The organism is Streptomyces lavendulae subsp. lavendulae (assembly GCF_002803845.1).
Classification (GTDB): domain Bacteria; phylum Actinomycetota; class Actinomycetes; order Streptomycetales; family Streptomycetaceae; genus Streptomyces; species Streptomyces lavendulae.
Map to the genome: position 1 here is coordinate 8,418,402 of NZ_CP024985.1, position 22,385 is coordinate 8,440,786.

29 protein-coding genes and 1 pseudogene are annotated in these 22,385 nt (G+C 68.3%); 21 read left to right on the forward strand and 9 right to left on the reverse strand.

The genetic code is table 11. The annotated features are described in order from the left end of the window. Positions 1-13 precede the first annotated feature (13 nt). Positions 14-412, reverse strand: coding sequence for a TraR/DksA family transcriptional regulator (locus tag SLAV_RS38085; RefSeq protein ID WP_037688792.1), 399 nt, complete (start codon positions 410-412; stop codon positions 14-16). Then, complete coding sequence (gene ku, locus SLAV_RS38090) at positions 409-1,566, reverse strand: non-homologous end joining protein Ku (RefSeq protein WP_244225275.1); 1,158 nt, start codon at positions 1,564-1,566, stop codon at positions 409-411. The genes SLAV_RS38085 and ku overlap by 4 nt, the downstream gene beginning before the upstream one ends. Between ku and SLAV_RS38095 the strand changes: the two genes are divergently transcribed. The 6 genes and pseudogenes from SLAV_RS38095 (at position 1,565) to SLAV_RS38115 (ending at position 8,262) form a co-directional block, all read left to right on the forward strand. Then, on the forward strand, positions 1,565-5,011 hold the full coding sequence (locus SLAV_RS38095; protein ID WP_030239666.1) for a DNA polymerase III subunit alpha: 3,447 nt from the start codon (positions 1,565-1,567) through the stop codon (positions 5,009-5,011). The two genes, ku and SLAV_RS38095, sit on opposite strands and share 2 nt — an antisense overlap. A 5-nt stretch (positions 5,012-5,016) precedes the next feature. Beyond that, complete coding sequence (locus tag SLAV_RS38100) at positions 5,017-6,075, forward strand: DNA polymerase Y family protein (protein WP_078950653.1); 1,059 nt, start codon at positions 5,017-5,019, stop codon at positions 6,073-6,075. A gap of 347 nt (positions 6,076-6,422) precedes the next feature. Next, a pseudogene (locus tag SLAV_RS38105) lies at positions 6,423-6,725 on the forward strand (primase-like DNA-binding domain-containing protein); the annotation flags it as partial. After that, positions 6,722-7,096, forward strand: a complete 375-nt coding sequence (locus SLAV_RS38110) for a DUF6009 family protein (protein WP_030239674.1) — start codon at positions 6,722-6,724, stop codon at positions 7,094-7,096. The pseudogene SLAV_RS38105 and the gene SLAV_RS38110, both read left to right, overlap by 4 nt. Before the next feature lie 608 nt (positions 7,097-7,704). Then, on the forward strand, positions 7,705-7,875 hold the full coding sequence (locus tag SLAV_RS41665) for a hypothetical protein (RefSeq protein WP_167456817.1): 171 nt from the start codon (positions 7,705-7,707) through the stop codon (positions 7,873-7,875). Between the two features lie 123 nt (positions 7,876-7,998). Next, positions 7,999-8,262 carry a GlsB/YeaQ/YmgE family stress response membrane protein gene (locus tag SLAV_RS38115; protein WP_030239676.1) on the forward strand — a complete coding sequence of 88 codons (264 nt, stop codon included), beginning with the start codon at positions 7,999-8,001 and terminating at the stop codon, positions 8,260-8,262. A gap of 645 nt (positions 8,263-8,907) precedes the next feature. Here SLAV_RS38115 and SLAV_RS38120 read toward each other — a convergent pair. From SLAV_RS38120 to SLAV_RS38130, 3 genes are read right to left on the reverse strand one after another with little or no spacing between them, the layout of a single operon-like run. After that, positions 8,908-9,270 (reverse strand): hypothetical protein, encoded by a 363-nt coding sequence (locus SLAV_RS38120; protein ID WP_051841410.1) that lies wholly within the window; start codon positions 9,268-9,270, stop codon positions 8,908-8,910. Continuing rightward, entirely contained in the window at positions 9,267-9,956 is a 690-nt protein-coding gene (locus SLAV_RS38125) for a hypothetical protein (protein ID WP_078950645.1), read from the reverse strand. Before SLAV_RS38125 ends, SLAV_RS38120 begins: the two co-directional genes overlap by 4 nt. Then, entirely contained in the window at positions 9,947-10,585 is a 639-nt protein-coding gene (locus tag SLAV_RS38130) for an RNA polymerase sigma factor (RefSeq protein WP_078950646.1), read from the reverse strand. Before SLAV_RS38130 ends, SLAV_RS38125 begins: the two co-directional genes overlap by 10 nt. Before the next feature lie 164 nt (positions 10,586-10,749). Here SLAV_RS38130 and SLAV_RS38135 point away from each other — a divergent pair, with 164 nt between their 5' ends. The 6 genes from SLAV_RS38135 to SLAV_RS38160 all read left to right on the forward strand — a co-directional run bounded on the left by SLAV_RS38135 (position 10,750) and on the right by SLAV_RS38160 (position 13,613). After that, positions 10,750-11,229: an Asp23/Gls24 family envelope stress response protein gene (locus SLAV_RS38135; RefSeq protein ID WP_037688794.1), complete on the forward strand. Its 480-nt coding sequence runs from the start codon at positions 10,750-10,752 to the stop codon at positions 11,227-11,229. A gap of 63 nt (positions 11,230-11,292) precedes the next feature. After that, positions 11,293-11,472, forward strand: coding sequence for a DUF2273 domain-containing protein (locus SLAV_RS38140; RefSeq protein ID WP_030239695.1), 180 nt, complete (start codon positions 11,293-11,295; stop codon positions 11,470-11,472). 83 nt (positions 11,473-11,555) lie between these two features. Further along, complete coding sequence (locus SLAV_RS38145; RefSeq protein ID WP_078950647.1) at positions 11,556-11,873, forward strand: Asp23/Gls24 family envelope stress response protein; 318 nt, start codon at positions 11,556-11,558, stop codon at positions 11,871-11,873. A gap of 35 nt (positions 11,874-11,908) precedes the next feature. Continuing rightward, entirely contained in the window at positions 11,909-12,556 is a 648-nt protein-coding gene (locus SLAV_RS38150) for a DUF6286 domain-containing protein (protein WP_063760372.1), read from the forward strand. A gap of 47 nt (positions 12,557-12,603) precedes the next feature. Then, entirely contained in the window at positions 12,604-13,206 is a 603-nt protein-coding gene (locus SLAV_RS38155; protein WP_030239700.1) for an Asp23/Gls24 family envelope stress response protein, read from the forward strand. Between the two features lie 233 nt (positions 13,207-13,439). Then, positions 13,440-13,613 (forward strand): CsbD family protein, encoded by a 174-nt coding sequence (locus tag SLAV_RS38160; RefSeq protein ID WP_030239702.1) that lies wholly within the window; start codon positions 13,440-13,442, stop codon positions 13,611-13,613. Positions 13,614-13,720: 107 nt separating this feature from the next. Here the strand turns inward: SLAV_RS38160 and SLAV_RS38165 are convergent, their stop codons facing one another. Together SLAV_RS38165 and SLAV_RS41355 are read right to left on the reverse strand one after the other, a co-directional pair. Next, complete coding sequence (locus SLAV_RS38165; RefSeq protein WP_030239704.1) at positions 13,721-14,773, reverse strand: SRPBCC family protein; 1,053 nt, start codon at positions 14,771-14,773, stop codon at positions 13,721-13,723. Positions 14,774-14,776: 3 nt separating this feature from the next. After that, the gene (locus SLAV_RS41355) at positions 14,777-15,829 is read right to left on the reverse strand and encodes a hypothetical protein (RefSeq protein ID WP_030239706.1); all 1,053 of its coding nucleotides are present in this window, start codon (positions 15,827-15,829) and stop codon (positions 14,777-14,779) included. 201 nt (positions 15,830-16,030) lie between these two features. Between SLAV_RS41355 and SLAV_RS38185 the strand changes: the two genes are divergently transcribed. The 8 genes from SLAV_RS38185 (at position 16,031) to SLAV_RS38220 (ending at position 19,778) form a co-directional block, all read left to right on the forward strand. Further along, positions 16,031-16,405, forward strand: coding sequence for a gas vesicle protein GvpO (locus SLAV_RS38185; protein WP_030239709.1), 375 nt, complete (start codon positions 16,031-16,033; stop codon positions 16,403-16,405). A 29-nt stretch (positions 16,406-16,434) separates the two neighbouring features. Then, positions 16,435-16,899 carry a gas vesicle structural protein GvpA gene (locus SLAV_RS38190; RefSeq protein WP_030239711.1) on the forward strand — a complete coding sequence of 155 codons (465 nt, stop codon included), beginning with the start codon at positions 16,435-16,437 and terminating at the stop codon, positions 16,897-16,899. Between the two features lie 3 nt (positions 16,900-16,902). After that, positions 16,903-17,622: a GvpL/GvpF family gas vesicle protein gene (locus tag SLAV_RS38195; protein ID WP_030239714.1), complete on the forward strand. Its 720-nt coding sequence runs from the start codon at positions 16,903-16,905 to the stop codon at positions 17,620-17,622. Between the two features lie 27 nt (positions 17,623-17,649). Next, positions 17,650-17,898: a gas vesicle protein GvpG gene (locus SLAV_RS38200; RefSeq protein WP_030239717.1), complete on the forward strand. Its 249-nt coding sequence runs from the start codon at positions 17,650-17,652 to the stop codon at positions 17,896-17,898. A gap of 72 nt (positions 17,899-17,970) precedes the next feature. Continuing rightward, positions 17,971-18,339: a gas vesicle protein gene (locus SLAV_RS38205; protein ID WP_051841411.1), complete on the forward strand. Its 369-nt coding sequence runs from the start codon at positions 17,971-17,973 to the stop codon at positions 18,337-18,339. Next, a complete protein-coding gene (locus tag SLAV_RS38210; RefSeq protein WP_051841412.1) occupies positions 18,336-19,166 on the forward strand; it encodes a GvpL/GvpF family gas vesicle protein in 831 nt (276 codons plus the stop codon). Before SLAV_RS38205 ends, SLAV_RS38210 begins: the two co-directional genes overlap by 4 nt. Beyond that, positions 19,163-19,384, forward strand: coding sequence for a gas vesicle protein (locus SLAV_RS38215; RefSeq protein ID WP_030239725.1), 222 nt, complete (start codon positions 19,163-19,165; stop codon positions 19,382-19,384). Before SLAV_RS38210 ends, SLAV_RS38215 begins: the two co-directional genes overlap by 4 nt. Continuing rightward, positions 19,374-19,778: a gas vesicle protein K gene (locus SLAV_RS38220; protein WP_030239727.1), complete on the forward strand. Its 405-nt coding sequence runs from the start codon at positions 19,374-19,376 to the stop codon at positions 19,776-19,778. The genes SLAV_RS38215 and SLAV_RS38220 overlap by 11 nt, the downstream gene beginning before the upstream one ends. 87 nt (positions 19,779-19,865) lie before the next feature. On the opposite strand, the gene SLAV_RS38225 is transcribed toward SLAV_RS38220, so the two are convergent. Further along, positions 19,866-20,516: a TetR/AcrR family transcriptional regulator gene (locus SLAV_RS38225; protein WP_030239737.1), complete on the reverse strand. Its 651-nt coding sequence runs from the start codon at positions 20,514-20,516 to the stop codon at positions 19,866-19,868. A gap of 639 nt (positions 20,517-21,155) precedes the next feature. On the opposite strand from SLAV_RS38225, the gene SLAV_RS38230 reads away from it, so the two are divergent. Continuing rightward, a complete protein-coding gene (locus SLAV_RS38230) occupies positions 21,156-21,599 on the forward strand; it encodes a hypothetical protein (protein WP_051841413.1) in 444 nt (147 codons plus the stop codon). Positions 21,600-21,738: 139 nt separating this feature from the next. On the opposite strand, the gene SLAV_RS41360 is transcribed toward SLAV_RS38230, so the two are convergent. Continuing rightward, positions 21,739-22,053: an Hsp20/alpha crystallin family protein gene (locus SLAV_RS41360; RefSeq protein WP_158740906.1), complete on the reverse strand. Its 315-nt coding sequence runs from the start codon at positions 22,051-22,053 to the stop codon at positions 21,739-21,741. Positions 22,054-22,385: the final 332 nt, after the last annotated feature.

The window sequence follows — 22,385 nt, forward strand, 5'->3', positions numbered from 1 at the left end:
ACGCAGGTCAGCATCAGGCGGGACGCGACCGCAGCGGATCGGACGCGCAGTGGACACAGGTCGTGGCGGTCGGGCGGATCGCCAGGCGTTCGGGCGGAATCGCCGCGCCGCAGTGTTCACACTGTCCGTAGCGTCCTTCTTCGAGCCGTTGCAGGGCTTGGTCTACTTCTTCCAGGTGTTCGCGCGTCTGCGCGATCAGGGTGGCCACGTGGGCTCGCTCGAAGGCGGTGCTGCCTCCCTCAGGGTCGTGCTCGTCGTCGACCGCGACCAGGGCGTTGGCTGCAACGATTCCGTCGTAGTCGCGGGCCAGCGCGGCGGCCCGTGCGAGGGTGTCGGCGCGGTCGGCTGCGAGGCGTTCGCGGGCGGTCGTGAAGGTGGACGGGTCGTGGTCGTCGTGACCTGCCTCGCTCATTGGGACAGCGCCTTCACCAGATCGTCGCGGGTCATGTTCGAGCGGCCGGCGACGTTCGCGGCGGCCGCCTTCTTGTAGAGGTCGGCCTTCGGCAGGGCTGTCAGGTCTTCCTTCTGGGCGGAGCGGATCCGTTTCTTCGCCGCCGGTTTCTTCTCGGCCCCGGTCTTCCCGGTGACCGTGGCCTTGCCGCCCGTGGTCTTCGGGCTTGAGGCGCGCTCGACGCTGGCGCGCAGGGCCTCCATGAGGTCAACAACGCCGGTCGGCTCGGCGGCGGGTTCCGCCTTCTCGACCGTCTCGCCGGCCTTCTTTGCCTCGATGAGAGCGGTGACCTTCTTCTGGAATGTGTCGTGGAACTCGCCGGGGTCCCAGGTCATACTCATGGCGCGGATGAGCTGTTCGGCCATCTGAAGTTCCTTGGCCGTGGCTTTCGCCTTGCCTGGCAGGCTGTCGATCTCCTTCTTCGGGTCACGGATCTCGTCAGCCCAGTGCAGGGTGTGCAGGGTCAGGAGGCCGTCTTCGGCCTTCACGGCGACCAGGTACTCGTGCTGGCGCATCACGAATGTGGTGATGCCGGCCTTGCCGGCCTTTGCGAGGGCCTGTTCCAGGAGGCTGTAGATCTTGCCGTACTCGCTGCCGCGGGGGCCGAGGTAGTAGGTCTTGTCGAAGAAGATCGGCTCGACCTCGTCCAGGTCCACGAAACCGGTGATGTCCAGAGCGCGGGAGCGGCCTGGGGCGATCTCATCAAGCTCCGCAGGTTCCACCAGGACGTACTCGTCTGCGCCGGTGTCGTAGCCCTTGACGATGTCGTCGAGCTCGACCTCTTTGCCGGTGCGCTCGTTGACCCGGCGGTTGCGGATCCGGTCGGAGGTGCCGCGCTGGAGCTGGTGGAGGTGGATGGTGTGGCTGTCGGTGGCGGTGTAGAGGCCTACCGGCAGGCTGACCAGGCCGAACGACAGATTTCCCGTCCACAGAGGTCGTGCCACGTCTCTCGCCGCCCTCGGTCGTCTTCGGTTCTTCAGCTCACCGCGTCCGGCCGGTGATCGCATCCCTACGGCGGAGTAACCGATTCGCCTTGTTCGATTTTTGTTCGATATCTTGGAAGGAAGAGAACCAGCCATATCGGCTGAAACTGTTCGTCTATGGGAGGTGGGCATGCGTTACGGCGTTCACCTCCACGTGGCGAGCGGCTACTCGACCCGCTACGGCGCCTCCCACCCCCGTGACCTGGTGCAACGGGCCGCCGAACGCGGCATCGGCACCCTGGCTCTCACCGACCGGGACACCGTGACCGGCGCGGTGCGGTTCGCGAAGGCGGCCAGCGCTGCCGGCATCCGGCCCGTCTTCGGCGTCGATGTCGCCGTGGCCCCCCACACCCCGCTCCGCAACGGCTCCACAGGAAAGTCCCGTACACCGGTGCGCGGCGGGGCGCACGTGGTAGAGCCGCCGCTGCGGGTCACGCTGCTGGCGCGGAGTGCCGCGGGGTGGGCGCGGCTCTGTCGCCTGGTGTCGGCAGCGCACGCGGCCGGGGGCCCGCCGGTGGTGTCCTGGGAGACGCTCGGACAGTACGCCGACGAGGAGCTGCTGGTCCTGTTGGGGCCGCTCTCCGAGCCGGTGCGTGCCCTGTCGGCGGGGCGGCCGGACCTCGCCGAGCGACTGATCGTTCCGTGGCGGGGGCTGGCCGGTGTGAACCTGCGGCTGGAGGCGGTGTGCTGGGGTGTTCCTGGGACGGGGCCGGGTTCGCTGCGGCTGGCCGCGCGCACGCTCGGTCTCGCCGACCGGCTCGGCGTCCCAGCGGTGCTGTCGAACGCGGTGCGGTACGCCGATCCGGCGCAGCACCGGATCGCGGACGTGCTGGATGCTGGCCGGCTGCTGCGGCCGATCGACCGCCGGAGGCTGGACTGCGGCGAGCGCTGGCTGAAGGACCCCGCCACGATGCGGGCTGACGCGGAACGGATCGCGGAGGCGTCCGGAGCCGGACCGGGGCGCGCGGCCGCCCTGCTGGCGGAGACGGTGCGGGCCGGGGAGGAGTGCGTTCTCGATCCGGTCGCCGATCTGGGTCTGGGACGGCCGCATTTCCCCGAGCCTGAAGTCGTCGGCGCCGAGACGGGGCCGGGCGGGGCGATGCGGCTGCTGCGCCAGCGGTGCGAGGCGGGCATGTTCGCCCGCGGTCTGGATCAGGACGGGCGTGCGGTCGGGCAGCTGGAGTACGAGCTCGGGGTGATCGGGAAGCTGGAGTACGAGGCGTACTTCCTGGCGGTCGCCCAGGTTGTCGCGGACGTCCGCGCGATGGGGATCCGGGTCGCCGCCCGGGGGTCGGGCGCCGGTTCGATGGTCAACCACAGCCTGTTCGTGGCGACGGCGAACCCTCTCGACCACGACCTGCTCTTCGAGCGGTTCCTGTCGGTGCGGCGCCGGTCACTGCCGGACATCGACGTCGACGTGGAGTCCGCGCGCCGGCTGGAGGTGTGCGACCGGATCATCGAACGCTTCGGCACCGACCGGGTCGCGGTGACGGGCATGCCGGAAACCTACCGGGCCCGCCACGCGCTGCGCGACACTGGCCTCGCGCTGGGGATCGCGCCTCAGGTTGTCGACCGGATCGCAAAGAGCTTCCCGCACATCCGGGCCTGCGACATCCGCAGCGCGCTCGCCGAACTGCCGGAGCTGAAGCAGCTCGCCGCGGAGGCCGGCTCGTTCGGGCCGTTGTGGGAACTGGCCGAAGGCCTGGACGCGCTGCCGCGGGGGATCGCGATGCACCCGTGCGGGGTGATCCTTTCCAATGCGACGCTGCTGGAGCGGCTGCCGGTGCAGCCGACGCCGGGCGGCTACCCGATGGTCCAGGCCGACAAGGAGGACGTCGAGGACCTCGGCCTGCTCAAGCTCGACGTACTCGGGGTGCGGATGCAGTCCGCGATGGCCCACGCCGTCAAGGAAGTCCGCCGCACGACGGGCCGCCAGATCGACCTCGACAACCCCGACCACGTACCGCTCGGCGACCCCGGCGCCTTCGAACTGATCAGGGCGTCCGACACGGTCGGGATGTTCCAGCTGGAGTCGCCCGGCCAGCAGGACCTCGTCGGCCGGCTCCAGCCGCGCGACGTCCAGGACGTCATCGCCGACATCTCGCTGTTCCGGCCCGGCCCGGTCAAAGGCGGCATGCCCGCCCTCTACATCGCCGCCCGCCACGGCGCCGCCCCCCACTACCCCCACCCCGACCTCGTCCCCGTCCTGGCGTCGACGTACGGGGTGACGATCTGGCACGAGCAGATCATCGACATGTTCGCCGTGCTCACCGGCTGCGACCGCGCCCTCGCCGAGGTTGCCCGGCGCGCGCTCGCGGACAAGGAGCGTCTGCCGCTGGTGGAGGGCTGGTTCAAGCGGGAGGCCGCCGGCCGCGGATATGCGCCTGCGGTCCTGGACGAGGTGTGGGACATCATCAAGGGTTTCGGGGCGTACGGGTTCTGCCGCGCGCATGCGGTCGCCTTCGCCGTACCCGCTCTGCAATCCGCCTGGCTCAAGGCCCACCACCCGGCGGCCCTGTACGCGGGACTGCTGGAGCACGATCCGGGGATGTGGCCGGCGCGGGTGATCGTCTCCGACGCCCGCCGCCACAATGTGCCCGTTCTCCAGGTCGACGTGAACCGGTCCGCCGCCGAGCACCGGATCGAGCAGACCGAGGGCGGGGTGTGGGGGGTGCGGCTGTCGCTGTCCTCGGTGAAGGGGATCAGCGAGGACGAGGTCGCCAGGATCGCCGCCGGCCAGACCTACAACGGCCTCCAGGACTTCTGGCAGCGGGCCCGGCCCGCCCTGCCGGTCGCCGAGCGCCTTATCCAGATCGGCGCGCTCGACGCGCTGCGCGGCCCGCTCACCCGCCGCGACCTCCTCCTGCAGGCCGCCGAGCTCCACTCCCACGCCCAGGCGCGCCCGGCCGCCGGGCAGCTTCCCCTCGGCGGGGACCTGGTGACCGCCGAGCCGGCCGGGCTGCCGGAGATGACCAGCCGCGAGGCCCTCAGCGCCGAGATCGACGTGCTGAAGATCGACGTGTCCCGGCACCTGATGACCCACCACCACCGGCTGCTGCGCGAGATCGGCGCCACCGACGCCGCCCACCTCAAGCACATGCGTCCCGGACAGCGAGTCCTGGTCGCCGGTGTGCGCGCCTCCACGCAGACGCCGCCGATCCCCTCGGGCAAGCGGGTCATCTTCGTGACCCTGGAGGACGGCTCCGGGCTCGTGGACATCGCGTTCTTCGAAGACAGCCACGACGCCGTCGCCCACACCGTCTTCCACTCCGCGCTCCTGCTCGTGCGCGGCACCGTTGAAGCCCGCGGGCCCCGGCGCACCGTCGTCGGCCAGCTGGTGTGGGACCTCGAAGAGCTTGCCGCCGCGCGCCGCGACCACGGTCCCGAAGCAGTCCTTGCCCTCCTCGGCCAGGACCAGCTTGCCCCCACCCCCGCCCAGAGCGGGGTGCCCACGCGGACGCTGGCCAACGGCACCAGCGGCGCCCGCCTCCACCCCTACGCGGACCTTCAGCCCGCAGGCACCCGGTCCGCCGACCTCAAAAGCCTCGGCTACACCAGCCCCGGAAGCGCCGGGTGAGCACCATGAACGAACGACGCATCCTCCACGTCCACTTCCACCTCCCCCACCACACCGGCGAGGCTCTGTTCGCCCAGCTCCTGATGCTCGCTGAGGACATCACCCCACGCGTGCAGCCGATCCCGCCCGACGCCGCACACCTCGATATCACCGGTGCCCTGCGCTACTGGAGGCGCACCCCCGAGGACATCGCGGCGCTCCTGCGGCTGCGCACGATGGCCCTCCATGGCGTGCTGACGACGTGCGCCATCGCCCCCAACCGCATGCTGGCCACCATGGCGGCCGCCGCCACCGCGCCCGGCACCACGACCGTCATCGAAGGCGGCCACGTGCAGGCGTGGCTGCGGCCGCTGCCCGTCGCCGCCCTCCACGGGGTCGGCCCCGCGAGCACCAAGAAGCTACGCACCTACGGCCTGCACACCATCGGCGACGTCGCTGACACCCCCGTGGCCACCCTGATCCGGCTCTTCGGCGCCGCCGCCGGCCGCGCGCTCCACGCCCACGCACACGGCCAGGATCTCCGTACCGTACAGACCCAGGCCGTGGCCAAGTCTCTCGGCGCCGACCGGGCCTTCGACCACGACGTCCTGGACCCAGCCGAGCACCGCCGTGCCCTGCTGGACCTGGCAGAGGAACTCGGCGCCCGCCTCCGCGACGGGCAGCAAGCCGCGAGCGGACTCGAGCTGTCCGTCCGCTACGCCGACCGCACCAGCACCACCCGCAGCCGGACCCTGAACGAACCCACCGCCCACACCCGCCCGCTCGCCGCCACCGCGTACGACCTCTACACCCTCCTCGGCCTCCAGCGGGCCCGCGTCCGTGCCATCAGCCTGCGCGCACACGGCCTTCGACCCGCAGCACAGGCCACCCAGCAACTCGCCCTCGGCCCCGGGGACGACCACGCCCTGGCCATCGAAGCCGTCACCGACCGGGCCCGCGCCCGATACGGGCCCGGCACCCTACGCCCCGCCGCTCTCGCCACCGCCAAACAGGCCAGCCGGGGAATACCTGGCGCGAAACCACCCTTGCCAGCACTGCCTCCACGCGAAGGGAACCGCCCATGACCACCCCCCCCGGGCCCCGGTCGTGGCGGCATTGTGGCAGGACGGTGCGCAGTCAGCGCTGCACCGACCAGAACTGGGCGGCCTCCTGTGCTCGGCGAGCTCCTCCGGCTGGCCCCCAGCGCTAACGCCGACGAGCTGGCATTCGCGGCCCGGCTCGCCGCCACCGAGCCCGAAGCGCCCACCCCGAGGGCCAGGTATCCGGAGCCAGTGCCCTCTGACAAGTGATCTTGAACCGCCTTGGCCGGTGAAGCCCGGATCGCAGCAGGCCAGCTACGCCAGGGTGACGACGGCGATTGAGAACTGGCGAAATCTCTTGCAGGGCATGGCCTGTTGAGTTGAGCGGTAGGCTGCGCCATCCCGACCCCGTCCGCATCGCCACCACCGCGTACGCAGAGACCGAAGACCACACCGGCCGCTTCTTCGAGGAGTCCTGCACCTTCCACACCGACCACCGTGCCGAACAGGCCCGCCTCTACAACGTCTACCGCACCTGGTGCCAAAATGAAGGCGCGCCCACCATCTCCTCCCGCGCCTTCGCAGCACGGGCACGCGAGCTCGTAGGCCTCGCCTCACCCAAAGAAATGATCTCGTCCAACTCCAAGAAGTACTACCCCGGCATCGGACTGCTCGCAGAAGAGGAGAACCCATGAGCTCCCTCATCTCCGACGACGAGATCCACCACGAAATCGACCTCATCTGGCTCGAAGACGTCACCGAACTCGACTACGTCCGCCAGTCCCTCGACCGCCTCCCCACCCGCCGAGGCAAACCCGCCTACCACCGCGACGGCCGCCTCGTCGGCTACTCCCAGCTCGGCCCCCAGGCCAAGCCTTCACGCTCCAGCGGCACCTTCCGCCGCCGGGTCTTCTGGCTCCTGCCGCATGACCGCGACACCGTCCCCGACGGCCTCTACGCCACAGGCGCCCCCGCGGAAGCCGTCGACCCGACCACGCTCACCGCAGGCAGCAGAGGCCGGAAGACGGAACGCTCGGAAAGGCCCGCGCAGGGCGCAGACGCCTGACGGGATGGCTGTGAGGCAGGCTCCCGTATTCCGCACGTGATTGTTTGAAGTTCAGTCGCTTCGGTCGCTGGCCATGTGGACTCATGTCATCTGACCTGCACCTTTGTGCAGCGACTCACCAGCCGCCAGCAGCGTGGGCTTCCTGACCAGACCCTGATCAGGCGCGCCTCGTGGCGCGCTGGGCCGACGCCTGCGACCGCGGCACCGCTCCGCGCGCCATCCCCCGGGGGTGCTGAGCGAAATGGAGTCGCCCAAAGGCCGTCTGAGGCGCGGACCGGTTTCCGGGGTGGTGCCGGTGCTGGGCGAAGGCAACCGTGGGCGGTGTCCGGTTACTCATCTGCGGGTTTGCGCTCGTGTGCGGGTCGGGTTGCGGGATGGTCGTAGCCGTGCTCTGGATGCGGGCGCGGTGGTTCATCGGCTGGCCAGCTGGGCAACCTCGCCGGTGATCTCGTCGCCTGCCCCCCTGTGAACTGGCTGCGGACGCCATCGACGCCCCGCTGAGCCTTGTGGCGCCCCACGATGTTGCGGCCACAGAGAATGGGTTCGCCTGAATCGTTTGCGAGCCGCCAGTGCGGACATATGCATAGCGTAAGACTTAAGGGGACGATATGGGCGCCGGTGAGAAAGCGAAGGCTGAGATAGAGCGAGTCGCGGGAAGGGCTGTAAAGAAAGCAGCCCATGCCATGGGTAAGGAGGTACTGGCCGCCAAGGGTGCAGCTCTGGAAGCCCGGGGCAATGCCCGGCGTGTCAAGGAGAAGGGCAAGGATGCGTTGAGCTGAGCGTCCATCATTGGCCGTTGGGCGAGTGGTTGATGGCGTTGGCACGGGTAAAAGGCTCGGATCCGCCTAGATAGCGGAAATCGGAGTGCGCCGCCAATTTGTGCGACGAGACAGGAAGGAATCATGGGCATACTTGCTTGGATTCTTATAGGACTGTTCGCGGGTATCATCGCCAAAATGCTGATGCCCGGGAAGGATCCAGGTGGCATAATCATCACCATATTGATAGGCATCGCGGGCGCCCTGCTCGGTGGGTGGCTCGGTAAGGTGATTTTTGGAGTCGACTCCATCGACGGCTTCTTCGAGATCTCGACGTGGGTCGCCGCGATAGTCGGCTCCCTCATCCTCCTCGGCATCTTCCGCCTCTTCAGGAATGCTAGGCATTAGCAGGAAACGGCAACCGGACGCCGGGCCCTTGGATACGCGAAACGGCTTCCCTGTGCGAGCGGGCGAAGCCGTTTCCTTCGGTCACCACACTCACGACTGACCTTGGTCCGAGCAAGTGAGGTCCACGCTGCGAGGGGCTATTCCCAGCCGGGCGGTTGCAATCGAACCCGGCATCCATACCCGAGCGTGTCGCGGGCGTCTGTAACCCATGCAGGACGCGCTTCATCTTGCGGCGCAGCGCCCGGCGAGCGGCCCAAACCGTCACTCGCAGACCCCATGCTGTCAGTCGCAAGAGGATCCCCACCAGAGGTCGTCGCATCCAGCGAACAAGCGTCCAGCGCCGTCTCCATTTATGTCCGTGCCGCCCCAGGATGAACTTCACGCTTGCCTCCCGCAGCTACGGCCCGGCGTTTTCGTCGTCGACAGGACCAATTCCCGAATCCATGGGAGAACCCTATGTAATTCCCTGTGTGCCACCTACCCGGTTTCAATCAACGAGAACGCTACGTTCGCCGAAATCGTTGAGGTAGCTCCATGGTGCGCGCGGACCAGGCCAACCATGTGCCGACGACCGCCTGGCCAAAGCGGCAAGACCGTCGACCCGCAGTGCGTAAGCGAACCCAGGCGGATGGCATGCCCGGCGGGCTACACGGTGCGGGTGACGGTGACCACGACGGTGACGGGCGCCGCCCTGCCTTGTTGGGCTACGTAGGAGGTGACGGCCCTCCGCACGTTTTCGCGGACCCGTCGGGCGACGTCGACGACGCGGTGGTCCTTATCCAGGATGCAGCGCACCTCCACGTGCCAAGCGCCGACCGTGGTGAGCTCGCAGCGGACGCCGGCTGCTTCGTGGCGCCCGGTGGCACCTGCGGCCACGGCTTCGTATACGCGGGAGGCTGCGAGTGCCAGCCGGTCGGCGAGCGCGGGCTGGAGAGCGAGTACGCCGGGCACGTCGAGGGCGGCCCGGGCTGCCGCTCGGTGGATGTTCCCGTGGTGGGAGGCGTTCATCGTTCGCTCAGTTCGTGCCGCTCGTCACCATGCACGCGGGAGGCTCCCAGAACGGCGTTGACTTCCACGTCGACGGTGGTGACGGCGAGGCCGAGGACGTGTTCGGCGGCGTGGAGGACGGCTTGGCGTACTGCCTCGGCCCGCCCTCGCAGCGGCTGGTCGAGCGTGGCTGCCACCGTGATGACGACGACATGGACGACATGGACGGCGTGGTCGTCCTTCGCCGCGGCTACGCGGCAGCTGGCGGCGCGGATGCCGGGGACGGTGTCGGCGGCCCGGCGCAGCACTTTCGCGGCCGCGCTCTCGGCGATGCGCAGGTCGTGATCGGGGTCGTCGAGTAGCAGCTTGGTGCCGAGCCGTACCTCGCTGCGGACCGCGTTGATGACCCGGGTGGCGAGGCTGTGACCGTCGGGTTGTTCCTCGGCGCGCAGAGCACGGGTTGCCCGGTCCAGGGCTGTCAGCCCTTCGATGGCCTCGCGGCAGTGGGGACAGCGGCTGCTGTGCGGGTCTGCTGCGCCGGCCGCGCTGCGGGCCTGTTGCCAGGCATGGCCGAGGGGGCGTCCGCAGGGCAGGAGTTCCGCACCCGCCAGCAGTTCCGCGTCGGGATGTAGCGACGCTTCAGCCGCTGCGGCGTGCACGCCTGCGGGCTTGTCGCTGGAGGTCGGGTGTGGGTCGTCTAGCGCCATGGGCGCATCGCCTCCATCAGAGCGCGTCGTGCGCGAAAGAGTCTGCCGCGCACCGTTTGTTCACTGCTGCCCACCACGTGGGCGATCTCTTCGTAATGCAGGCCGTGCAGTTCCCGCAGCACCCAGCACACCCGGAGCTCGGGGCCCAGTGCCAGGAGCGCTTGTGTCAGGGCGGCTGCTGCCGCGTCCGTCTCGGCCGCTTTGGGTGGTGAGCTGTTCGCATCCACGGCAGCCGGTTCGGGGACGGTGTCCAGTGACAACGGATGGGGCCGGCGGCGCAGAGTGTTGAGGCAGCGGTTTGTCACGATGCGGTACATCCAGGTGCTGAACGAGGCGCTGTGCCGGAATTCCGGCAGCCGCCGCCAAGCGCTGATGAAGGCGTCTTGGACCGCGTCCTCTGCGTCCGCCCGGTTGCCGAGCAGATGCTGGGCGAGGGCGAGCAGGCGGCTGCTGTGCCGGCGGACCAGGACAGCGAAGGCGTCTTCGTCCCCTTCCGAGGCCCGTATCGCCAGCACGCTGTCATTCAGTGTGCCGACAGCCTCCTGCTCCGTGGTGACGCCGCCGACCGGCAGCGCTGCCGGTCGCAGGTCTGCGCCAGGCTGGGGGGAGGGGTCGGTCCGGTTGCGCATCCGCCGCTCGCTTCCTGCCGAAGACGCTCGTTGCGGCCTGCGTGCGTATTCCTCGATGGTAGGCGGGCTGCCCCGCACGAGCCGCGTGAGGAATGTCCGCGCGAGGTGTCTTAAGCATGAGGGCGCCGCATCGGCGCCCGGACATCCACCCTGGGGAGGTCCTCATGTCGGACACCATTAACCCCACCTCGGGCGGAGACGAGTCACGTCCAGCGGGCAGGACCCTGACGGGCTCCACCGGCGCCGGAACCGCACCCGAGTCGCGGGGCAGGACGACCATCGCCGACAGCGTGGTCGAGAAGATCGCAGGAATGGCCACCCGCGAGGTGCCGGGCATCCACAGCCTCGGCTCCGGCATGGCCCGCACGCTCGGGGCGGTGACCGACAAGGTCCCCGGCGGCCGTCCCAGCGTGAGCCGCGGCGTGAAGGTCGAGGTGGGCGAACGGCAGGCCGCCGTCGATCTCGACGTCGTCGTGGAGTACGGCGTCGCCATCGTGGACATCGCCGCCGACGTCCGTACCAGCGTCATCACGGCGGTCGAACGCATGACCGGCCTTGAGGTCGTCGAAGTGAACATCGCCGTCGACGATGTCCACCTGCCCGACGAGGAGGACGACCAGGAAGGCGAGGGACGCGTGCAATGACTCCTCGCAGCCCCCGGATCCAGCGGGCCGCGAAACAACCGACGCGAAATTCAGGTGAGTGAAATGAGCGCAGCAACCGTGGGCCTGCTTGCCGGCATGGCCCTGGGCTTCGCCGCATTCTTCGGCGGCTTCTGGGCGTTCCTGCTCGTGGCGTTCCTGGGCCTGGTGGGCCTGATCATCGGCCGCATGTTGCAGGGTGACCTGGAGCTGTCCGACTTCACGCGCTCCCGGAACCGGCAGTGACCCCGCAACCTGAGGCTGCGCCGCACGGGGGTGCGGCAGCCCCCAGCCCGCCGGTGCTACCGGCGGCCGAACGAGGGGCCACGGTGATCCCGGACAAGGTGGTCGCCCGCATCGCGGCCCGCGCCGCCAAAGAGGCACTGGCCACGCACACGGACACCTCGGGCGCTCACCCGAAACTGGCCGGTCCGCGCGCCTCGGCCACCGTCGGCAGCGGCACGGCCCGGTTGGGACTGACTCTGGACCTGCCCTACCCGGCGGACCTCGCCGGCGTCTCCCGCCGGCTACAGGACTACGTCAGTGAGCGGGTGGCTCATTTGACCGGTATACGCGTCACAGAAGTCACCCTTGCCATCGAGCACCTGATCCCCGCCGACAGCCTGGAGCACCGCCGCGTGCAGTGAACCGGACCGCATTCCCACCGGGAAGGAGAGCCGCCATGGAACGCGAGCAAGATCCCCTGGCCGAGAAGGAGCCCACCGAGACGGACGAGGCCACCTTCCGCACGGTGGGGCTGCTGGACGAGCGGCCTCCGGCCGGACCACACTCGGCTGCTCGGCGCCCATGGTCCGCACGCCGCATACCCGCCGCGCTCACAGCCCTGATCATCGCGGTCGCGGCGGGAACCCTCCTGTTCGATGTCATCAGGGTCCGCACCGGCCAGGCCGCCGCAGGCTGGCGAATACGCCTGGCCGACGAACTGGCCGCCCGCCCGCTGGATGACCCGGCGCTACAGATCGGGGCCGCCGTCATCGCCATTATCGGCCTCTGGCTGATCATCCTGGCCCTGAGCCCGGGCCTTCGCCACCAGCTGCCCCTTGAAACCCCCGACGCAAAGATGCGCGCCGTACTGGACCGCGAGGCCGCGGAACTAAAGCTGCGGGATGCCGCGATGCGCGTCCCCGGGGTCAGCGCTGCCAAGGTCCGGTTCTTCCAGCATCGGATCAAGGCGCGCGCGGATGTGCGATTCCGCGCCCCCCTCGACGTCAAGGCCGATCTCTCGGCCGCTCTACAGGAGGCCCTCGACCGGCTCGCCCTTGCACGCCCTCCGTCGCTCGACGTCCGGGTACGCCCACGTCACAGGTAGTAACGCCTGTGATGCTCGCTGCCCAGGAGAAGGCATAAGGGGATCTGATGAGAAGAAAATCCGCAGTCAACCGAGTTCTGCTGGCCCTGGCAGGCATTGTCCTGCTCGGCACAGGCCTCATGATCCTGGCGGGCGGCTTTGACCTTTACCGACGCTGGTCACTGACACCACCCGACGGCTGGCCCCTGACCGCTCCCCACGATGTCCTGCTCGCCGACGCCGACCGCACCCGCTGGGCAGACGAAGGATGGTGGTGGCCCGCAGTCATCGCCGTCCTGGCCATCGTCACCCTGCTCGCCGTGTGGTGGCTGCTGGCACAGATGCGCCGCACCCACCCCGGCGGCCTGTCCGTGGGCGGAGCCCCCGCCGTGGACGGAGTGGAACTGCGCGAGGGTGCCCTCGGCGACGCTCTGGCCGCCGACGCCCGGCACCTGCCCGGTGTTCACCAGGCCCGCGCACGGATGGACGGCTCGTCGAGCCATCCCGAAGCCCATATCGCCATCACCCTCACGCCCGACGCCGAGCCCGGCCCCGTTCTGCAGGCGCTGCGCGACGGGCCGCTGGTACGCGCCCGCCAGTCCACGGACCGGACCCTGCCTGCAAGGGCGCACCTGCGGTTGACCCCGCACAAACCCCACCGTGCCGAATAGGGGCCCTCCCCGCCGTCGGGAGTGCGAGCTGACAGCGGCGTGGTGCGTTGGGCCCTCACCGGACATCATCCTCACCGGACATCAGAGGAACCGGCGGGCACCCAGGTGGGCCGTTCAGCCGCCGCATCGTTCCTCTTTATCCCGGATAGCACGAAATGCCTATCTGTTCTCGCGGGGGGTAGGAGCTGAGCAGGCTTGTACTGCCAAGCGGGAGCGGCCGGGAGGTGAGAGAAATGGGCGCCGGTAAGAAGGTCAAGAACGTCGCCAAGACGACCAAGGGCAAGGTGAAGGAAACCACGGGCAAGGCAGTGGGGAACGAGAGTCTGGAGGCCAAGGGGCATAGGGAGCAGATGCTGGGTGACGCGAAGCAGACAGCCCAGAAGGCCAAAGACACACTGAAGCACTGACACGCCGAGGTGAGCTGATACGCGAGGTGATACGGGGGTGAGGGCCGGCGGGAGATCTCCTGCCGGCCCTCACACGTGTCGATCGCTGCTGCTTCAGAGGGACGGCTTCACGCGGGCTGTCGGCGCCGGCGTCGGCGAGGCGGAGCCGGCTCGTCGTCTTCTTCCTCCTCAGGTTCCTCCTCAGGTTCCTCTTCTTCCTCTTCGAATTCCTCGTCGCTGTACTGGGCGTCTTCGTCCGCGTCGCCTTCTTCGCCCTGCTCCTGGCCGTCCGCGTACTCCTCCTCGTCGTCCTCGGAGCCGCCGTCCTCGTACTCGCCTTCCTCCGGCTCTTCGGCCTGTTCCTCTTCGAGTGCTTCTTCGTGTGTCTGGACGACCTCGCCGTCGCGGATCTCGCCGCGCCAGCCTTCCGGTTCGTCGGTGGTGAGCATGGCGTAGCGCAGGAAGTTCTTCAGATCCAGGCGCAGTCGGCGGCCCTGGGCACGCCACAGATTGCCGGTCTTCTCGAACAGCCCGGAGGGGTAGTACTCGACGACGATGACAATGCGGGTCAGCGACGGGGCCAGTTCGTGGAAGGTGACGCAGCCGCGGGTCGTTCCCTTGGCGCCCTGAGAGGTCCACACGATGCGGTCGTCGGGTACCTGTTCCTGAACGGTTGCCTTGAAGCTTCGTGTCGAGGGACCGACCTTGACCTTCCAGTCGCTGGTGGTGTCATCGTCGCGGGAGACGTCGCGGACGCCTTTGGTGAATCCGCTGAAGTCCTCGTACTGCGTCCAGTGGTCGTAGACCGTGCGCAACGGCAAGCCGACGTCGAGGGCCTCGACGATGTTGACGACTTTGCCGCCACTGCTCTTACGGCCTTTGCCTTTGCCGCCACCGAACGCTTCAGTGACCTTGTCCTTGAGGTTGCCGAGCTTCTGGCTGGCGAACGCTTTCAGGGGGGAGTCGCCCTGCAAGATCCGGCTGCCGATGCCGGCGACGTCCGAGAGGCTGCCGTTGTTGTCGGCGACGTCGTAGAGCTGGTCGGTGACGTCGGAGAGCTTGTCGGTCGCCTTGTCGGCCAGTTGGTCGGCCTGGGCGGCGAGGTATCCAGTGAGTTCCTTCAGCAGCTTGTCCATCCCGGAGGGGGACTCCGACGAGCCTGTGCGGTCTGAGGTTGCCATGGCCTACCTCCGCGTGGACGGCTTGCGCGCCGCCGTCTTCTTGGCGGCTGTCTTGCGTGCCGGGCTGCGGCCTGTGGTCTTCTTGGCGGTGCCCCTGCTGGCAGCGCTCTTGCGTGCCGGGCTCTGAGCTGTGCTCCTCTTGCGCGGCGGGGCGCTGGTCTTCTTCGTAGCCGCCGTGCGCGGGGCACTCTTCTTGGCGGGCGCTGCCTTCTTTGCCGGTCGGGCGCCAGTGGTCTTCTTCGCTGCCGTCTTCCTGGCGGGGGAGGACTTTTTCGCCGCGGCCTTCTTCGCGGGTGCGGCCTCCCTGGAGGGCGCTGCCTTCTTCGCGGGCGTCCTCCTTGCGGGGGCGGCCTTCTTTGCGGGTGCCGGCTTCTTCGCAGGTGCTGACTTCTTCGCCGGGGTGGGGCGCGCGGTCCTTCGGGCGGGTGCCGCGGCCTTGCTGCTGCGTGCGCGAGCCGAGGTGCGAGTCCGGCGCGGTCGCGGGGGAGGCTCCTCCTCTTCCGCTTCCTCCTCCGGCTCTTCCTCCTCCGGCTCCTCTTCCTCGGGTTCCTCTTCTTCCTCGGGTTCCTCCTCCTCTTCGGCCTCCGCCTCCGGTCCCTGCTCGCCCTCTTCCTCGTCTTCCTCCTCTTCGTCTTCTTCGGCCTCGTCCTCGGGCTCGGCGTAGGCCTCCTCGTCCTCTCCCGCGTAGTCCTCGGCTTCCTCGTCCTCGTACGGTTCCTCGTCCTCCTCCTCGTCTCGACCGCTGCGGGTGAGTTCGAGGGTGCGCTCGTGCAGTACGCCGGCGAGGTCGGCAAGCTTTCGGTTGGCCGCGACAGCCAGCGCTTGCTTGCCGGCGTCGAGGGCTTCTCCGCGCAGCTGCTCGGCAAGTTCTTCGAACTGTGGCATCTCCTTGAGTCGGGAGGCGCCTTCCTTGAGGAGCTGTCCGGGTTCGAGCCCGAAGCGGCGACCGGCGAGATAGGTCGCCACGGTGAAGGCCAGGCGGCCCTTCTTCGTGCGGCCGAGTAGGTATCCGCCAGCCACAGCGGCTGCGAGCGCGATCTTGGTGGTGTCCTCCATGATCATCCCCTGCCAGGGCGCTTTTCGGTCTTGATCGTGTCGCCCGGGGGCAGTGGATCTCCACGTACGCGCTGCCCGGCGACGAGAAGGAGGTCCGGCCGGAGGCCGTCTCCGAAAGGGCTTCCGCCCCGATGTGGGGCTTATGCCTGGATTTGGTGACATTCTAGTTTCTATGAGGCCGTCTCCCCAAGGGAGGGCCATATGGCCGCAGCGGAACCTGCACGCCCCCGGCGGGCCTCTTCGCACTCCGCCGGCGCCGGCGAAGGGCAGGACAGGGAAAGGCCCAGGCGCACAGCGCCCCTGCGCCGTTCCGGAAAAACGCGCGCGGCGGCGGCTATGCGTGCCGCGGCGCAGCAGCTCGCCGAACTGCTGGGCCGGCTTCCGGATTCCATCTCCTCGCTCAAGCCGACCGAGGACGGCTGGGAGGCGCAGGTGGAAGTGGTGGAGCTGGAACGCATCCCGGACACCACCAGCGTGATGGCGAGCTATCGGGTTGCGCTGGACGAGGACGGCGAGTTGATCTCCTACGAACGCACCCGCCGCTACACCCGCGGCATGATCGACCGGCCGACCTGAGCACAGGATGACCGGCGGAAGGAGGCGCCATGACCATGGTGCCGCAGGGCGGTGGCCCCGTCGCCCGGGGGCAAGGAGGCGGCACGAGCAGCCTCTACGACGTCCTGGAACTCATCCTCGACCGTGGGCTGGTCATCGACGTCTTCGTCCGCGTCTCCCTGGTGGGCATCGAACTCATCAAGATTGACGCGCGGATCGTCGTGGCCAGCGTCGACACCTACCTCCGCTTTGCCGAGGCCTGCAACCGCCTCGACCTCGAAGCAGGCCGCAAGGCCCCAGCCCAGCTTCCCGACGTCATGGGGAACATGATGGAAGGAGGGGCCCGCGGGAAGTCCAAGGGAGCTATCAGCGGAGCCGTCGAGGCCGTCACCGATTCCCTGACCGGTAAGTCCTCCCAGTCCAGGGAGCCCGAAGAGGAGGAAGAGGCGGAGGAAGAGGTACCCAGGAGACGCCGCCCTGCCGCCCGGCGCCCAGTACGGCGGGAGAAGGAGTAACCGATGCCGCTCTACGTGTACTCGATCGCCGCGAAGGACCACCCCCTCCGGCTGGACGGCGTCAGCGGCGTCGGCCCCGAGCCCTCCCCGCTGCGCACGGTCACTGCAGGCACGCTGTGCGCGGTGGTCAGCGACATCGCAGAGGAGATCCGGCCCAAACGCCGAGACCTGAACGCCCACCAACAGGTCCAGGAGCTGCTGATGGCCGACGGGGTGATCCTGCCGCTGCAATTCGGGTACATCGCGACCGACGATCTCGCCGTCCGCCAGGCTCTCGAGTCCAACGAGGAGAGCTACCTCGGTGCGCTGGGGCGCCTGGAGGGGTGCGCCGAGTACCACGTCAGGGCCTCGCAGGCCGATGAGGCACCACTGCTGCAGCAGATCCTTCAGGATGTGCCCGAGGCGCGCGACCTCAACGACCGGATCCGCAGCGGAGACCGGGACCCCAGCCTGCCCCTCGCCCTGGGCGAAATAGTCGCCCGCGAGGTGCAGGTACGGCAGGAGGCCCTGGCGGCCGGCCTGACCGAGGCGCTCGTCCCCTTCTCCCGCGAATACCTGGCCCACCCACCCTCGGGGAGCGACTTCCTCAACCTCTCCCTCCTCGTGCACGACGAGCACAAGCAGGCCCTGCGTACCGCGGAAGCAAACCTGGCACGGGAGATCGGCAGCGACATCGACCTGCGCTTTTCCGGACCGCTGCCCCCCTACAGCTTCGTCCAGTAACCACCCCACACACGGAAGGGGAACGCTATGGGAATCCTGACCTACCTGCTGACGCTCCCCGTAGCACCGGTACGCGCTGTCACATGGGTTGCCCAGCGCGTGGTCGACCAGGCGGAAGCGGAGTACTACGACCCCGCTCCGATCTGGCGGGGACTGGCGGAGCTGGAGCAGCAGCTGCTGCGCGGAGAGATCGATCAGGAGACCTTCGACCGCCACGAGGACGAGCTGCTCAACCGGCTGGAAGAGATCGCAGCGTTCCGGCAGCAGCTTCCCTGAGTCGAAGAACGAGGGGCCACCGTGACCGAACCTCTGCCCGGCCGACCCGGAAGCTTTGCCTCCCGCGCGCCGATGCCATACGGGCAGTCCTCCACCTCCAGCCTCGCCGACATCCTTGAGCGTGTCCTGGACAAAGGGATCGTCATCGCCGGCGACATCCGCATCAACCTCCTCGACATCGAGCTGTTGACCATCAAGCTCCGCATCTTGATCGCCTCCGTGGACAAGGCCAAGGAGATGGGCATTGACTGGTGGGAGCACGACCCCTCCCTGTCGTCCCGGCACACGGGCAGCCCGCTGGAACAGGAGAACCGCAGACTGCGTGCCGAACTCGACGCCCTGCGCGGCCGACTCGAACCCGGCGCGTACGGCGACGAAGAGGTCCCGGGTGAGGAACCGGGCGCCCGACCGGCCGGCCGACGACGGAAGAGCCCTCCGTGAACACCTCCGGCAGCCTTACCTACGTCTACGCAGTCACCCACCGGACCGGCCCGCTGGGCGAAGCCCTCGCCGGCCTGCACGGCATCGGCCAGGCCCCGCTCAGGCTCCTTCCTCTCACCAGCGACACCGAGCCCGCCCCCAGTACGTCGCTCGCCTTCGTGGCCAGCGACGTGCCCGAACAGGACTTCAACGAGACCGCCCTTAAGAACCACTTCGAGGACCTGGGCTGGCTTGAGTACGTCGCGCGCACCCATCACGATGTCGTCCAGGCCGTCGCCGCCCGGGCCCCCGTCCTGCCCCTGCGCATGGCCACCGTGTACCAGGACGACCACCGGGCTCGGCAAGCGCTCGCCGCCCAACAGGACGTATTCAGCCAGCGACTCGACCAGCTGCGCGCCCAGACCGAGTACGGGGTGAAGATTTACCTCACGCCCGAGGCCACGCAGCCCCCTGCAGCTGCCCCCGCCCCGGCTGCCAGCCCGGGCAAGGCCTATCTGCAGGCACGCAGGGCCCAGCGCCGCTCCCGCGACGCCGTCTACCAGCAGGCAGAACAGGCTGCCGAGACCATCGAGACCATCGCCTCGCGCCATGCCACCCAGCGTGTGCGCCACGCACCCCAGCGCGGCGAACTCACCGGTCCCCAGGAGAACGTCCTCAACGACGCCTACCTCATCCCCGACGAGCGGGCGGGGCAGTTCAAGGCTGCCATCGCCGACGCCGCCGAGCGCTTCCCCGACCTGCGCATCGAGGTCACCGGCCCCTGGGCTCCCTACTCCTTCGCCATGACGACGGTCGGCCCGACCGACGCCCCCGAGCCTCCACCATGACCGTCAGCGAACACGGCGAGCCCCTGCCCGGCCGCCAGGTCGCCCTCGTCGACCTCCTCGACCGGCTCCTGAGCGGCGGAGTCGTCCTCACCGGCGACATCGTCCTGTCCATCGCCGACATCGACCTCGTACGTATCTCCCTGCGTGCCCTCATCGTCTCCGTCAGCTCCGAGATCGCCCCCGCCGGTGAGCAGGAGGGCGGACGCGATGAGCCGTGAACACCTCCCGCCTCCACACTCCCGGCCCGGCCGAGTCCAAGACCTGGGCGACAGCCTCTCCCAGGCCTTCCGGCTCATCCAGGCGCCCCCCGCCCCTCACGACAAACCCGCCCGCCCTGCCCACCGCCTGACAACTGACCCGGACGCCGTGGGGGAAGACCTTCTGAAGCTCGTCCTCACCATCATCGAGCTCCTGCGCCAGCTCATCGAACGCCAAGCCCTGCGCCGCGTCGATACCGGCGATCTCACCGATGAACAGGAGGAAGAACTCGGTGCCACCCTCCTCGCCCTCCATGACAGCCTGGCCGACCTTTGCGAGGAACATGGCTACGCCCTGGAGGACCTCAACATCGACCTCGGCCCCCTCGGCTCCCTCCTTCCGCCCCGCGGCTGATGCCCTGATACCCCCCAACCACAGCAGGCGCGGCGGCCCCGCAGGGCCACTTCCTCGACACCTGGCAGTTTTCGTGCGGCCGCGCGCTCAGTGGGAGGCGAGCAGGTCGATCTCGGCCTGGTAAAGCAGGGCGGGGTCGCATTCCATTCCGGCAAAGTGACCGCTGAGTTCCAGGGAGAGCACCCCGTGCAGCCGGGTCCGCAAGGAAATGGCCAGTCGCTGCGCCGACGCCGTCTCGGCCCGCCCTACCGACTGCCCAGGGCCGTCCTCCAGTGGGGTCTCGGGCGTACTCGCGCGCGCGTCCGGTACGTCGGCGCATGCATCGGTGAATATGTCCATGATCTCCCCCGCCAACGCGGCGACGTCAGCTGGGCTGCGGTAGCCCGGCACCGGAGGTCCGTAGACGAGGAAGTACCGCTGCGGGTCATCGAGCGCCCACATGCGCAGGGCCTGCCCGAGGCCTGCAAGGTCCCCTTTTCCCTGAGCAGCCGCAGTCCTGAGTGTCCCCACCAAGCTCTGGTAGGCGTCATGAACCAATTCTGTGAGCAACTCGTCGCGGCTCGTGAAATATCGGTAGAGCCCGGTGCCGCTGAGGCCCATAAGTCTGGCGATCCCGTTGAGGGAGAGCGCGGACGTTCCGGCAGCGGTGATCTGCTCCCAGGCCCGTTGTTTGATCTCTGACCGAACCTGCTGCCGGTACCGCTCACGGGGGGTAGTCGTCGAAGCTGCTTCACCCATGACAGCCTCCTCCTCGCGAGTTACACCCTATCGCTCGCGAGGGATTGCGGTGCCTACCGGCCGCCATGTCCGGCAAGGAAACAGCCCCGCCTCCGGGGGTTGGGCTCTTGTCCCGTCGGACATCACCGGTCCGAGCGCGCGCACAAGCTGTACGCGCCGGCTTGCTCCATACGGGATTCAACGCTTGAACCTGTCCTTTGTCTCTTCCTTCAGATGGCGGGCCTTGCCCCGCGCTCCCAAGGCTGTGCCCTTGGCGGCCGTGTCACCGCCCGGCCGACGACCTGCCTTGTTGCTGCCTTCATCTTCTCTTTCGCACCCATCTTCGCCCCATTGCTTGTCCGCTGAACTGCGCTTCCAAGGGGCTTCTGCCCGCTTGCCCCAGCGGAAGCGGCCCCCAAATGCGTCGTGCAGGTTTCGCTGGCGACTGCCCTGGAATACGACATACGAGAGCCGAAACCCCACGGATAACAGCAGTTTGCCCAAAACATGGGAAGCTGGTTTGGTCGATCCCCGTGCACGCCTGCGAGAGGAGCGGCCACCATGCACGCGGCCGAACCCAGGCATTTCAACGATTAGCCCCCAGGGGTCGGCGGCTGCAGAGAACACGGAACCGCAAATCCGGAGGCGCGGGAGTACGACATGCCGAACGACCCCGGCCTGAAGATCGGAGCGAGGCTGTACGACGCGGCCTACTACCAGGGGAACGCCATCACAGTCCGCCCCGATGGGTGGGACAGCGGCGAGGGCGCCGTCGTGTACTCCCTCGCCTACCTCGGGTTGCGGCGCCTCGGCTCCTTGCAAGCCCCCGTCGAGGCTTCTGCCTCCGACAACCCGTTCCACCAGGTCATCGGCCGCGTCACCCACGTCACCGTATGGGCGTACCGGCCCGGGACCTGGCCCGATCGCCTGGACGAGCACGGAACGACCTGGCAGCAGTACAGCGCTGATACCGCCGACCTCGGCGCTTGGGCGGCGAAAACCAAATACGTACGTGTCTGGCAGCAGGCCGCCATTGGCGGGGTATGCGACTTGGACCCGCTTACCGAGGACAGCTTCACGACTTCGGTCACGATCATGGAGTGACAAGGAGCCTGTCCACTCAAGACAGGCCTTCGGGACGCCTTTCGGTATGTGAAAGGACTCGACCTGACCGAAATATCAGCCGGCGCGGAGTGCCCAGGACGCCGGCCGTCCCCCCTCGTGCCTCCCAGCTGCGCTTGTCTCAAACGAACTGGTCATAGCCGCCGGTAATGGGGATCCTGCGCGGCTTGGATTCGCCCGACTTGGAAATGTGGACCGTCAGGACGCCCCTGTCGAGAGTGGCCTCGGTCTTGTCGCCGTCGATAACCCCGGACAGCCTGGCGTGGTAGCAGAACCTTCCCTTGCGCTGGGCGAGCACCTTGTCGGACCTCTTGTCGAGCTCGCCCGTGATCCACAAATCGTTGCCGTGCATCTCCACGATGATGTTCTCGCGGGGTATGCCGGGCATTTCAGCCTTGATCACGTAAGCGTCCTCGGTCTCCTCCTCTTCGCTCAAGGGCCTCCACCCTTGGCCGGCCTGTGTGAGGGCGGCCTGCTCCAGGTAGTGCCCCACCTGGTGTCGCATGGACCCGAAAGGATGTCGGGGATCCAACCAGCCCGGGCTGGGGCGGCGCCACATGGTGTCACCGGAACCCCGTCGAACCGAGAAGTTCATGACATATCCCCGTTCCCTCGTCATGTTTGGTACATACATACCAAGTAGGTGGGTAACGGAATTCTCATCATAATGTTCCTGCCCCGATCCCAGGCTGCCATGCGTACCGGAGCGAGCCAGGACGATCGGCGAGGCGGCCGCGAAACGCCGAAGCAGGGGCACATGCGCTGTGC